The organism is Stieleria mannarensis (genome assembly GCF_014154935.1).
GTDB classification, from domain to species: domain Bacteria; phylum Planctomycetota; class Planctomycetia; order Pirellulales; family Pirellulaceae; genus Stieleria; species Stieleria mannarensis.
Genome location: NZ_JACEHH010000030.1, coordinates 89,453 through 102,887, shown reverse-complemented (window position 1 = coordinate 102,887; position 13,435 = coordinate 89,453). Strand labels below are relative to the sequence as shown.

Genomic DNA, 13,435 nt, shown 5'->3' with positions numbered 1-13,435 from the left:
GACTGTCACGCGGCGCCGCCAAAGTGGGGCAGGGCAGGGCAGTGGAACTCACCGCCCGTGCCGTAGGTGCCTGCAGCAGAAGTCCGGACTACATCATGCCCGGCATGCCGCCCATTCCACCCATACCTGGCATGCCACCCATGCCACCCATGCCCGGCATTCCGCCGCCCATGCCGTGGTCGTGGTGATGGTCGCCGCCCCCTTCCTCTTCTTCGACGGGAATCTCGGTGACCAGCGATTCGGTCGTCAGCAACAATGCCGCGACGCTGGCCGCATTGGCCAAGGAAGTCCGAACGACCTTGGCCGGATCGACGATCCCGGCGGCCAACAGGTCGCAGTACTTTTCCGAGTTGGCGTCGTAACCTTCGGTCTTGCCCTTGAGCTGCAACACACGGTTGACGACGACGGCGCCATCCAGGCCGGCGTTGTTGGCGATCGCTCGCAATGGCTGGTCCAACACGTTTCGAATGATACGAACACCCAGCGACTCGTCGCCTTCGATCGACTTCTCCAGTTTTTCAACTGCGGCACGGCAACGCAGCAACGTGGTTCCGCCGCCGGGAACGATGCCTTCTTCCAGTGCGGCTTGAGTCGCCGCGCGGGCATCGTCGATCAACGCCTTGCGCTCTTTCATCTCCGTTTCGGTCGCGGCACCAACGTTAATCTGGGCAACACCGCCGGCCAGCTTGGCCAGACGCTCTTGAAGCTTTTCGCGATCGTAGTCGCTGTCGGTTTGTTCGATCTCACGGCGAATCTGCTCGACGCGACCGTCGATGTCCGCCTTCTTGCCGGCACCGCCGACCATGGTGGTCGCGTCGCTGGTGATGCGGATCTTCTTGGCCCGTCCCAGGTCCGACAATTTGACGCTTTCCAGGTCGATTCCCAGATCCTTGAAGATGGCTTTGCCGCCGGTCAAGGCCGCGATGTCGCCCAGGATCGCCTTGCGACGGTCACCGTAACCGGGGGCTTTGACGGCAGCGGCCGAGATGATGCCTCGCATCTTGTTGACGACCAACGTCGCCAACGCTTCGCCTTCGACGTCTTCGGCGATCACCAGCAACGGTTTCTTTTCCTTGCTGATCGCTTCCAACAACGGAATCATCTTCTTGTTGTTGCTGATCTTTTCTTCGAACAACAACACATAGCAATCGTCCAGTTCGACCGAGACTTCGTCTTGGTTGGTGACGAAGTGCGGGGAAAGGAACCCGCGGTCGAATTGCATGCCTTCGACGACGTCGACGTAGGTCTCGTTGCTGCGGCCTTCTTCGACGGTGATCACACCGTTCTTGCCGACCTTGGTGAAGGCGTTGGCCAGCACGTCGCCGATGGTCGGGTCGTTGTTCCCGGCGATCGTTGCGACTTGCTTGATCTCACTCTTGCTCTTTTCGTCGACCGGCTTGGCCAGTTTCTGGATCTGGGCCGAGGCGGCTTCCACCCCCTTGCTGATCCCACGTGAGAGTGCCATCGGATCGGCGCCGGTGGCGACCATCTTCAACCCTTCACGGAAGATCGCTTCGGCCAACACGGTCGCCGTCGTTGTGCCGTCGCCGGCGACATCGTTGGTCTTGCTGGCGGCCTCTTTGACAAGCTGTGCACCCAAGTTCTCGAAGGGGTCATCCAACTCGATATCTTCGGCGACGGTCACACCGTCTTTGGTCACTTTGGGCGACCCCCAGCCTTTGTCCAGCACCGCGTTTCGGCCGCGTGGACCGAGCGTGCTTTTGACGGCTCGCGCCAATTTACTGACGCCGGCCAACAGTGGCCCGCGGGCGTCGTCGTCGAAAACGATTTGCTTTGCCACGACGTTGTTTCTCCTGTGGTTTACAACGCATCTCGATCAACACGCTGCCGGTTGGACCGGTCGGCGTGCCTGACGAGATGTTCAATAAGGGGGAAAATGGGTTGGACCGGCGACCATGTGCGCCGGCTGGTGTTTCGTGCATGCGGCCCCGCTCCGTCGTCCCGATGCAGCCGTTGTGGTGGCTGCCCTTCGCCGGCGACCCGTTTTGGCAGTCGACGCGAATCGAATTCGGCGACGGAATGACAGTTCCGCTGAATGTCCGCCACGGATAGCAACCGGCGTGCCAAGCAGGCCTTTGACAGAAAAAAACCGCCCGTCTCGGCTGCCCTTTCCGACCGCAACCGCAATGAATCGCCGCCTGAGAACAAAATGAGGGATCGGTCGTGATCTTCCGCAGTGGGGCCCCAGAGATTAACGCTCGTGCCACGTTGGCAGAAGGCCCCCAGCGGAAAAGAACCCTCATAGGCATCGAGCGTCAAGCAACTGAAGCCCCATCACCCTCCGGGAAGGTCGCCGAGGAGTATGCGCTCGGAGCGGGGAGCGTTTCCTGTGGCTCGGATGCACTCGCACACCGCCGATCGCCCCCCCTCGCCGGCGCCGCCCTGCCAGGGCGGGAGGGCGAAAATCAATGGAACCTGGTTCCGTGGGTAGGTTCACGGACGTTCAACGATTCCGCTGAATCCCTCGATTGCAAATTGCAAGTTGCTCATCGCAAAATTCAAATTTGCCGGGAATCATCGCTCAAATCATTTTGCAATTTGCACTGTTCAATTTGCAATTTTCAATCGTTGCCGGTTCACCCGTTTTCGACGCCACGTGCTTTTCATCAGACCACTGCCAGGGAGGGTTAAGTCATAACCTGTTGCCTCTAAGGCCGCCGACCGTTTCGCCCCATCATCCTGCCCCCCCATCATCCTGCCCCCCCATCATCCTGCCCCCCCATCGTTTTGCCCCCATCGTTTTGCCCCCATCGTTCTGCCCCCATCGTTCTGCCCCCATCGTTCTGCCCCCATCGTTCTGCCCCCATCGTTTTGCCCCCATCATTCTGCCCCGTATCATTCTGCCCACCGATCATTCCGGCCCCAGTGACGCGTCCCCCCTGGATTGCTGGCAAACTGGCAGCCAACAAAACCTCCGAAACTGTCTCTGTTCCCCCGCCAGATCCCCAAAACCCGTCACGACCGGCACGGGACGGCCCGAATCGCTTTCCAACTGCCAAAGCGGGCTGTCGAATCGATTGACCAGACCCTATCTGCGGCGTCCACTACTGCGGGAGATTCTGTGGCCTTTCCACAACCACGATCCCCCCAAAAGAAAGACAACCCCTCAAAACCGCCGTCCACGGAATCGTCGCATGTCGACCGGCCGATTGAACCTTCGAACCCTCGCCATCACCGCCGCCGCCATTCTGTCGGCATTCCAATTCGCCAGCGTCGCCGACGCCGGTTGTTTGGATTGGCTGTTCGGACGAACACCGACCTACACCGCCAACTACGGCTACGCGGGCACACCGGTGGCTGGCGCGCCCGTCGCCGGCGCGCCCGTCACCGCGACCCCACTGAGCACTCCGGCGGTGACCTCGGGCGCCTACCAAGCCCAGCGCCCCGCCTATGGCTACACCTCCGTCCAGACGTTCGACAATCCGTCGGTCTACACCGGCATGCCAGCCGGCCAGCAATACGCACAGCGTCTGCCGATCGTCAATTCCGCGCCGGTCACATCCAGCGCCCCGGTCACGACCAGCTACATGCCGACGACCGATTCGTACCGACTGCCTCTGGCGACCACCACCAATCGAGTGCCGATCAGCACGACGCTGCGTGGGACTGCTACCGCCAACCCGATCACCGCGTCACCGGTCTACACGGCCAACTACCCCGGCAACGTCGCACCGGTCACCTACAACGCCGTGCCGACGAACTACGCCCCCTTGGTCCCGGTCAGCCCACAACCGCCACGCCGCCGATTCGGCTCCGGCTTGGCCCGCTTCTTTAACTCGCTGCTGGGACGCGATACGAACTACGTGACGTCCTATTACACCGCGCCCATCACGTACTACCGCCCCGTGTCGACGGTGGATCCGATGACCGGGACGACGGTCACGGTCCAACAACCGTGCAGCTCGTACGTGCAGCAATTGCAACGCGTGCCCTACAATACTTCCTTGCCGCTACAAAGCGGTGCGGCACCGGTGCAGACCACACCGGGCGTCTGTTCCACACCGACGCTCGGCAACACCTACCCGCAATCTTCGTTTCCCCTGGCCGGCACACCCGGCAGTTTCGCGCCGCCCGCTAACGGTATCGGGCAAGTCGGCGGTCAATTCCAACCCGGCGATCCCGGTGTCACCACAATTCCATCGACGATCCCCGACTCCGGTTACTCGAACACGGCACCGCTGACCGGCGGAGCGCCCAGCGGTTCCGGCGGTGATCCGGCGGACCAACAAGCAGTGCCCCAGCCACAACTGGAAGCAGGCCGCCCCGAACTGAATGGCTCGGCCACCAATGGCTCGTCCGATTCAACATCCACCGGTAATGGATCTGCCGGCAATGGCTACTCCAACAACAACGGCACCGATGCCTACGACGACCTTTATCCCTACGGAAACTCACCATCGGACACCAGCGGAACCGACGACGACAACCGGCCTGCAATCCAGTTGGATCCCCCGGTGACGCGACACCAGCCCAACGGGAACCCGGGTGATCGCTTCGGTCAACAGTTCACCGCCCAGACGCCCTCGGCGGTCACGCCGCTGTCCGCCCCGGCCGCGACGACGGAATCCAGCGGATCGCAATCCTCCGGATCACAGTGGAGCACCTTACGACCGATCGGCGTTCCGGCGGGTCCGCCGACGGTGACGCAACCGACAACCGAACCGACTGGCCAGTCGGCGCCGCGTCAGCGCGTCGTTCAACCGCCGAGCACGCAAGAGTTCCGAGCACCGGAATTCCAAGCCCCGCCGCTGCCGGCGCCCTCCTCGCGTGGTGCCGACCCGTCGGCTCTGTTCCGCAACACCGAAAGCTCCGCCTCGTCGCGATCCCCTTCCCAACGCGAAACGGCACGCCCGCGCGTCAGCGTCCCGGTCCGCGAGGCGACCACGCGTCACCAAAGCGTCCGTCAAGTCGCCGCCTGGGAAGACGCAGCGACCCCGGCCCCGGCCGCACCGCGCCAGCCGGCCCCCGTCAAACGCGACAGCGGTGGCTGGCTGCCGGCACGCTAGGCTTTGTCCCTAAACCCGGCAAGGGTTGTATGTGGTAGCGGAATTCGCCAAGAATTTCGGCTTTTCCCGTGTGAACCGCTGCGAGACGAAAGCCTTGGCGGCTTCCGCTACGGGTTTAGGGACAAAGCCTAGTGCGTCTCTATCAGCTCAGATTCCGGGTAGGGCCGTAGCAGAAGTCATCAACGGAATGTTGACTGATCGAACACGCCAAACCTTGCGAAAATCTGCCAGCCCGACGCGTAAGCGAGGGGCGCCACGTTGCCCCTCGCTGACGCGTCGGGCTAGCGTAGGCACCCGGCACCGGGGAAAATCAACAAGCCGTTGATGAGTTGCGCTACCCGAGCTTCATGTTGATAAGCTGACAGCGCGATTCCAAATCTTCTCTCCCCTTAATAGCGGAAAGCCAAGCACCGATGGACAATTCCACCATCGCCAACGTCTTTGATGAACTTGCCGAGCTGCTGGAGTTCAAGGGCGAAAACCCGTTTCGCATCCGCGCCTACACCCAGGGTGCCAAAGCCATTCGTGACCTGGACGAATCGGTCGCCGACATCGTCGCCGATCCGGATCGCAAGCTGAGCGACCTGGCGGGCATCGGCAAGACGCTCGCCGAGAAAACCGAAACGCTGCTGGAAACCGGCAAGCTGCCACAACTGGAAAAGCTCCGCGAGGAAGTCCCCGAGGTCTTGATCCAGATGGCACGGATCCCGGGGCTGGGAGCCAAGAAGGCCGCCAAGCTGCAAAAGGAATTGGACATCGATTCGCTGGCCGATTTGCGTGCCGCATGCGAAGCCGGCTCGGTCGCCAAGGTCAAAGGGTTTGGTGCGAAGACAGCCGAGGCGATCCTGGAAGGGCTGGCGATCGCCGAGCAGGCGGCCGAGCGGATTCGTTGGGCCGAAGGCGACGCGTTGGCGCGATCGATCGGCCGTCACATGAAAACCTGCATGCACATCGAAACGATGCAGTGGGCCGGATCGTATCGTCGCGGACGCGAAACGATCGGCGACTTGGATCTGCTGGTCGTCGCCTCCGACCGCGACGCCGCGATGGACCACCTGGAATCCTACCCCGACCGTTCGCAAACGATCGGCCGCGGCGACACCAAAATCTCGATCCGTGTCGGCAAAGCATTCCAAGTCGACATGCGCTGTGTCGACGCCAACCAGTTCGGCGCCGCGCTGCAGTACTTCACCGGATCACAAGCCCACAACGTTCACACGCGGCGGATCGCCAAAGACAAGGGACTGAAGATCAACGAGTACGGCGTGTTCCGAGTCGACGATGAAACACAAGTCGCCGGCGAAACCGAAGAAGACGTCTACGCGGCGATCGGGCTGCCGTGGATCGCTCCGGAATTGCGTGAGGATCGCAACGAGTTCAAATGGGCGGCGAACGGCGAGCTTCCCGAACTGATCACGCAGGACGACATCCGTGGCGACTTGCACATGCACACGACGGCCACCGACGGTCAAAACACGATTCGCGAAATGGCCGACGCCGCGATCGCGCGAGGTCTGAAGTACATCGCGATCACCGACCACAGCAAACGCGTGTCGATGGCGATGGGACTCAACGCCGATCGCCTGCGTGAGCAGTGGGCGATGATCGACGAGATCCGCGGCGAGTACGACGGGAAACTGGTGATTCTGAAAGGGATCGAATGTGACATCCTGGAATCCGGCGGGATGGACTTGCCCGACGACGTTCTGGCTGAAGCCGATTGGGTGCTCGCCAGCGTCCACTATGGACAACGTCAACCACGCGAGAAAATCACCGAGCGGATTCTCGGCGCGATTGAAAACGAACACGTCGACTGCATCGCCCACCCGACGGGCCGACTGATCAATCGCCGCCCGCCGTATGAAGTCGACATGGATGCGGTGCTCAAAGCCGCCGCGGCCAGCGGCACGCTGATGGAACTCAACGCCAACCCGGCCCGATTGGACCTGAACGACGTGCACCTGGCGGCCGCAAAAAAGCTGGGCATCCCGATCGTGATCAGCACCGACGCCCACACCATCGACGGCATGGACGTGATGCAATACGGCATCAAACAAGCTCGCCGCGGAGGCCTCACGAAAGCCGACGTCGCCAACACCAAGACCTTCAAGCAGTTCGAAAAACTGCTTTCAATTGCTTCGAACTGAGATCCTCATCTCATTCCCCTGCCGAAAACCATCCACAAAGGGGCAACCAACTACCACCCGAGCCAAAATCCCGTTTACGATAACCGGAAACTCTTCAAAGAATACGGTTCGTCTCGGGGCAAGCTCAAATGAATCAGCGCAAGCGACTGGCAACATTTGTACAGATTTCTGACCTCCACTTTGCATCAATCGATCCGCAGACCGGGGCGTTGAGGTTCCCGGCATGGCTGAAAAAAATGTGGGCCAACACGTCGAGATTTGATGGCCTACTTGGTCACAGCCACAAGTCTCTCGTGCAGCTTTCCAGCTATGTCGCTTCGATGCGCCATCGCGAGAACGCCGAAGTAATCTTCACCGGTGACGCGACCAGTTGCGGCGCGCCTGACCAATTTGATCTCGCCGATGACTATCTAGCAACTCAGTTGCTGCCACCGATTGGGAACCACATCGGCTTGCATGCGTCGACATGGCGCGACTTAGGCATCGCGGGAAATCACGACCAGTGGCCGGGCGATGGCTGGATGCTGGGAAATCCAAACGGAGCCGTCAAAATATATTTTCCTGGGCTGCCTGATGTCAATCAAACGCGTTCGCTTCCCTGCGGGCGTCTGATTCGCTTTGTCCGCATCGACTCTGATGCAGACATTGGTCCCAACAGTCTCAATCGAGCAATGGCGCGAGGCGCATTCCAGAGTCAATTAGCGGTCGCCGATAAGATGCTGGACGATCTGGGTCGCCGCGAACACGAAATCCGGGTGATGTTGATCCATCATTCCTATCATTGCCGAGGCAAGACGCTGAGCATGAAACTAGCCTCACATCAGGCACTCAGTCACTTCTTGTCAGACCATTGCATCTCCGTGGTCATGACCGGGCACCTACACGTGCCGCTGGTACACCGATTCGTTCCCCCCGTTCCAGAATCAAACCATGTTCTGGAAACACGATGCGGCACAACAACCCAAACCGACCGCGTACCTCTTGAATGGAAGACGCTCCGTGGCAAGTTTCCGAAAAGGGCGTTTCCGAAGAACACGTTGCTACTGCATCGGCTATTCGAAGATAACCGGGATCAGCTGTTCTGGACAGTCGAGGTGATCGAGCGAACTCGTGTGGAGTTTAAGCCTGTAAGAAGATTGAAGACCAAAGAGATCAGAGTCCATCCCTACGGTTGAATTGACAGGACCGAACACTGCGAAGCGAGCTTGGCAATGCCGAGTATTGCGAACCCATCAATTCAACCTGCGAGTCAATCCGCAAAGACAGCTGCCGATTCGACGAGTCGTGGTTGCGGTGTCAGACGGACGTACAAATCTTGCACCGATTGGTTTTCATCTCTCTCCTCCAGTCGCAACCTGATCCCATTCTGCCCGGCGATTTCCGTCTCGAATCCGAGAAACAACTTTGGTGTGAGTTGCGCGCAACCGACGACCCAATCCAATAGGCCGGCAGCGAAACCTGCGGAGCATCCGACGTACTGTGAGATTTCACGAACGAGCAAGTCAGTGGGTATCACTGGTGAAGTGACCCCGGGGATCGATTCGCCCTTAACCTGGATCTGCACTTCGCGCAACTCTCCATGCTTTCGCTGTTCACGTAAAGAATCGACGAATTTCGCGAATGATATTTCAACCCCGAAACTCCCCTCGAACTTGACGGGGACTTTAATCAGACGCTCGGCAAGTTGTGCGATGGAATGGATACTTTCAAATAGAATGAATGGATGCAATCCATTGGAAAGCAAGTCGTTGACAAAAGGTAGGGAGGTCAACTCCGATTCGCTCAACGACGTCTCAGCGATAAAATCTCCCCACTCATCGATCGCCCGATCGGAATCGGCAACGTCGACAAATCGAGCACTCCAATCGGTCAACGAATCAGGCAAATTTGGCAGCAGGTGATTGAGGATCGCATCCAAGATGGCGGAATCATCTTCTGCCGATGCGATGCCAATGGCATCGTCCACCTCCTGTTCTTCTGGTGACAACTGTGAATCACCACTGATCGCTCCGTACACCTTGGCGATCCACTGCGGATTCTGCTGTAACACCTTCAGTTCCTGATCGGTGAAGGTGACCTCCTCAAGCGAAAGAAGCTGAGAAACTTCTCCGCAACTCCCATGTAGTTGATCCAACAATTGGTCTTCACCTGGAGAGAGGAAGACGCGTTTGAGAAAACCTTTCGTTGAAGTGTCCATTGATTGATCCCAATTTGTAGATATTTTTTTTGTGCGTAGTTTCCGCAGATTCGCCAATAAACGCATCCCGTGACGATCACGTATTTCGCGGACAACGTCCGTAGATAAACCAAACTTTGCGGCGGTTTCGGCGGGAGTGAGCAATTCAGACCAAAGGGAATGCAGAACATTCCAATGATCTGCAGGGAATTGATCTTGCTGTCCGAATGCAACGGAAATACGGCCAATGGATTCGACCAATACTTCCCGGATTCGATAGCGAGACAATCCGTACGCCTTCGCCAGGGCGCGTTCGTCTGCATCCGCTGACTGCACGTACTCGGTAAAGATTCTCTGGTGTAGTTCCGGCAACTGCTGCAAGAAGTCACTGGTCAAAACTTCGTCTTCTTGCTCGATCGCCGACTCAATCGCTTCTTGCGCCGGACCTTGCATTCGAACCAGGTCGTTAACGCTGACCAAATTATGCGTCCACCGCTTTTGTCTCGCAATTCGTCTCCGGGCAAACCGCAGAAACGCACCATAGACATACGCTCTGATCGTTCCCTTCGTCGCATCAAATCGTTCAGCGATTCCGGGCCATTCCGAAACCAAGAATTCATTGATGTGGTCGAACGCATCCGATGGCGGTGTCGGAAAACCACTACGCGATAACTTGGCGAGCACGTTAAAGAATACAGGCTGACAATCTACATAGACCTTTTTCAGATCGAGTTGCGAAGTATTGGATCTCTCGTTGGCCGCCCCACACGCGGTGTCGACTACTTTGGGTTTCATCACGTCATTCCTATGTCAGACGAAAGCGACGTCGCATCAACGACCAGAAATTTTCTCAATTCAATCACTCTGAGAAAAACGGATCGCGAATGCTTTCGCCAGCTGACAGCACAGCCTCCTTGAGTAAGGCTGCCGGGTGAGTTTGGTGCTAAGTGGGGACGTTACCTAACGATTGGGTCAGAAAGAAACTGCGATGAAACCATTGAGATGGCAACGAATGTCACCGCCGTAAATGGTGGTGCCAGGGTGTAAAACGGGAGGCTCATCTGATTCTCTCTTTGGGATACGAAACGAAATCATGAACGAATGCTTTTCGCACTCATCTACCCAGTTGCATTCTGAGACCGCTGCGGTTGAGAAATCACGCAAAAAAAACTTCTTTTTCAGCCTGCAGGTCAAAAACAGCGAAATAAGGGGGCAAATTCATGCGTGCCCTTCAAAACCTGTCCACCAAAGCTTCGTAATCCGGGCGACCGACAAATCCTTGACTTTCGTCTGACCGGCGAAATAATCCCCCCGATTGCCCTCCCACGCTTGTCCCACCTCCTGAGCGATCCGACCGCGCCGAGACTCCCCGACTCGCTGCGCGAAACGCATTTGCGTTGCCCATCTCCTCGAGCATTCAGGATCCTGCACGATGGAAGATCCCCAATTGATGATTGTCATCGCGCAGATTGCCAGGTCCCTGTTGCCACCCTGTTCGCCTTACTGCAGAAACTATCCAGTGACGACGGTGTCCGCGAGTGAGCACGGAATCCGCTTCTTTTGCGCCCAGCAACGGAGCTTGGAGCAAGAAATTCACTTTCGATACTTGGCTGAATCGACACGCGACCCCGAAAAGCGGCGACATCGAAATACGCTCATCAAGCTTGCAGATGAGCAGGCAAGTATTCGACGTAAGCAGTTGTTTAATTTCTACACGGAGTACCGCGCCCGCCACGCTTGGAAAAATCGGCAACAACAAAGCGTGGTTGTTGATCCGACAGACCTCACCGAACCGAATCGCATCAGGGAGTGGAGCCACGGAAACGCCCTGCATAAAACCCTACTGGCCGACATGGCAGTCCCACAGAAGATTGTCCGTCAATCAATTATCGACGATTCGCGACTGACGAGTCGGATCGAACTCCGATCGGTCGCGCGACAGATCAGAAAACTCGCGGAACAGTATGTCCGTAGTGGGCAAGATCTATTCATCGTGCTTCAAAGCCAGGTCTCTCAATATTTGCAGCAGGACTTCGGACAACATTGGTTAAGACACGTTCGATCGCACTACCAAAATGTTCACAGCCCCGTCGCAACATACAAGTCGTTTCGCAGATGTTGGTTCAAGTCCTTGCGGTATCGCTACCACTACTTGGACAAGCTCTCATCCACAAACGCTGTGCCATTCGTGAATTTTTCGGTGACCGGTGACCATGTCTATTTGATGGACCAAAAACTCCATTTGGCCCACAGTTGCACGGATCCGGTCTGCCGCGACTTCTTCCTGCATCTTCAGTCACAAATGCCCAACTTCACTACCTACCGAGCACACTCACACGCCGATCTGGCCAGCGACCCACGCCACGCCGAAGACGTGTTGCGAAACTACGTCGAGCAAAACAACGGACTGGAAGATGATGACTCTCAACCAGGATTTGATTTCGCTTGATAACCATGCCCTTACGTCAGCGTTCAGATGAACGACGCGCGTTCGGTTGCCGCGGAGTCCTGACGGAAGCCGAAGGGCGGCGCGGTCGCGTGTCGCCACTCTTCCCTTCGGTTTTTCTATCAAGCGAAAAACCTTTCTGGCAGGATGCCAGAACGACCGGCACGATGCCGCCACACTGTTCAATTCGCTGGAGCAACAACTCCATTTTCCGTTGAACCAAGACAGTCGCACGTTGGGACCAACAGGACATAGGGGGCCGATATGTCCTATCGGTCCCATTTCACGATCACTCCCCTATCCACGACGGAACGGCAAAACGATCGCAGCCATCATTTTGCCCCCATCTTCTTGCCCCTAAAACAGCACGCAGATCGAACTGGGCACGTACACCGCATCCCGTGTGAATTGCAGTTCGCCGGTGTCTTGGTCGACCTTGAAGATCGAAACCGTGTTGGACGCCTGGCCGGCGGCGAGCAACCATTTTCCGCTCGGATCCAAATTGAAGTTTCGCGGCCATGCCCCGCGAATCGGTTCGACTTCGACCAAGCTCAACTTGCCCGTCGAGTCATCGACCGAATAAACGGTGATCGTATCGTTACCACGATTGGCGGCGTAGACAAACTTGCCGCTCGGGTGCACTCGGATTTCCGACGAACTGTTGAAGACCTCTTTGGCCTTGACCGCTTCGCTGATGGTTTCGATCGTCTGGATCGGCGACATCGTGCCGGCCTGGGCATCATAGTCGAACACCGTGACCGACAACGCCAATTCGTTCAGCACATAAATCGTCTTTCCGTTGGGATGAAACTTCATGTGACGCGGGCCGCCGCCGGGCGGGCAGACGCCGTAGCCGTGCGGCTCGAGCGTGGCGTTTTCCGTATCTAGTTTGTAGATGACGACCTTGTCCATCCCCAGATCGGGAACGAAGGCGAAGCGATCATCCGGCGAGGTCCCCGACCAGTGGGCGTGGGCGGTTTCTTGGCGGCCGGAAATCACGCCTGAACCAGCAGGATGCTTTTGCAAATCCGTGCGTTTAATCAGGCTGCCCGATTCGTCCAGCGAAAAACACGCGGTCGACCCGGCGCCGTACTGGGCCGACAAGACGACGTTGCCATCGTGGCTGACCGAGACGTGGGCCGCGCCACCATCTCCGATCGGCACGCTGCTGTCTTTGACCAACGTGGCCTCGCCGCTCCCGCCTTCGATCCTGTAGGCGACGATCGATGGCGTCCCCGCATCGCTGGCGGCGGCATACAGCATTTTTCCGCTCGGGTGCTTGGCCAAGAATCCCGGGCTGCCGATCTCCGCGGCCAGTTTCACATCGGTCAGTTTCCCGTTGTCGGTGTTGAACTTGCCGTGATAAATGCCCTTGCTGGGGCCGTTTCGCGAGGTCGACGTTCCGAACCAAACGTCCACCGGTTCGGCACGCGCGAGGGACGAGAGAGCTGACGTCATGAGGAAACCTGTACACAGCGTGGACAAACCAAACGATCGAGACCAAGAGCGGAGTTTCATGGGGTGTGATTCAACAGCAAGAATGGGAGGAAGGGGATCGGCGTGTGAAACAACGGCGGCGTGAAACTGCGGCCGATGCGTCAGACAATCCGGCACAACCGTCAAATTCTACTCAATTGTT

Annotated in this window: 7 protein-coding genes; 4 read left to right on the top strand and 3 right to left on the bottom strand. The window is 57.9% G+C overall.

Annotated features, from left to right (window positions below; all coding sequences use genetic code 11):
• Window positions 1-88: 88 nt before the first annotated feature.
• The gene (gene groL, locus H1B37_RS20315) at window positions 89-1,801 is read right to left on the bottom strand and encodes a chaperonin GroEL (RefSeq protein ID WP_182868478.1); all 1,713 of its coding nucleotides are present in this window, start codon (window positions 1,799-1,801) and stop codon (window positions 89-91) included.
• Between the two features lie 1,354 nt (window positions 1,802-3,155).
• Here groL and H1B37_RS20310 point away from each other — a divergent pair.
• From H1B37_RS20310 to H1B37_RS20300, 3 genes are all read left to right on the top strand, one after another.
• Window positions 3,156-5,027 carry a hypothetical protein gene (locus tag H1B37_RS20310; protein WP_182868477.1) on the top strand — a complete coding sequence of 624 codons (1,872 nt, stop codon included), beginning with the start codon at window positions 3,156-3,158 and terminating at the stop codon, window positions 5,025-5,027.
• 413 nt (window positions 5,028-5,440) lie between these two features.
• Complete coding sequence (gene polX / locus H1B37_RS20305; RefSeq protein WP_182868476.1) at window positions 5,441-7,174, top strand: DNA polymerase/3'-5' exonuclease PolX; 1,734 nt, start codon at window positions 5,441-5,443, stop codon at window positions 7,172-7,174.
• Between the two features lie 128 nt (window positions 7,175-7,302).
• Window positions 7,303-8,349 (top strand): metallophosphoesterase family protein, encoded by a 1,047-nt coding sequence (locus H1B37_RS20300; RefSeq protein ID WP_182868475.1) that lies wholly within the window; start codon window positions 7,303-7,305, stop codon window positions 8,347-8,349.
• A gap of 74 nt (window positions 8,350-8,423) precedes the next feature.
• Here H1B37_RS20300 and H1B37_RS20295 read toward each other — a convergent pair whose 3' ends face one another.
• On the bottom strand, window positions 8,424-10,145 hold the full coding sequence (locus tag H1B37_RS20295; RefSeq protein WP_182868474.1) for a sigma-70 family RNA polymerase sigma factor: 1,722 nt from the start codon (window positions 10,143-10,145) through the stop codon (window positions 8,424-8,426).
• A 1,384-nt stretch (window positions 10,146-11,529) separates the two neighbouring features.
• On the opposite strand from H1B37_RS20295, the gene H1B37_RS20290 reads away from it, so the two are divergent.
• On the top strand, window positions 11,530-11,799 hold the full coding sequence (locus tag H1B37_RS20290) for a hypothetical protein (RefSeq protein WP_182868473.1): 270 nt from the start codon (window positions 11,530-11,532) through the stop codon (window positions 11,797-11,799).
• A 354-nt stretch (window positions 11,800-12,153) separates the two neighbouring features.
• On the opposite strand, the gene H1B37_RS20285 is transcribed toward H1B37_RS20290, so the two are convergent.
• Entirely contained in the window at window positions 12,154-13,254 is a 1,101-nt protein-coding gene (locus H1B37_RS20285) for a lactonase family protein (RefSeq protein WP_286177947.1), read from the bottom strand.
• Between the last annotated feature and the right edge of the window lie 181 nt (window positions 13,255-13,435).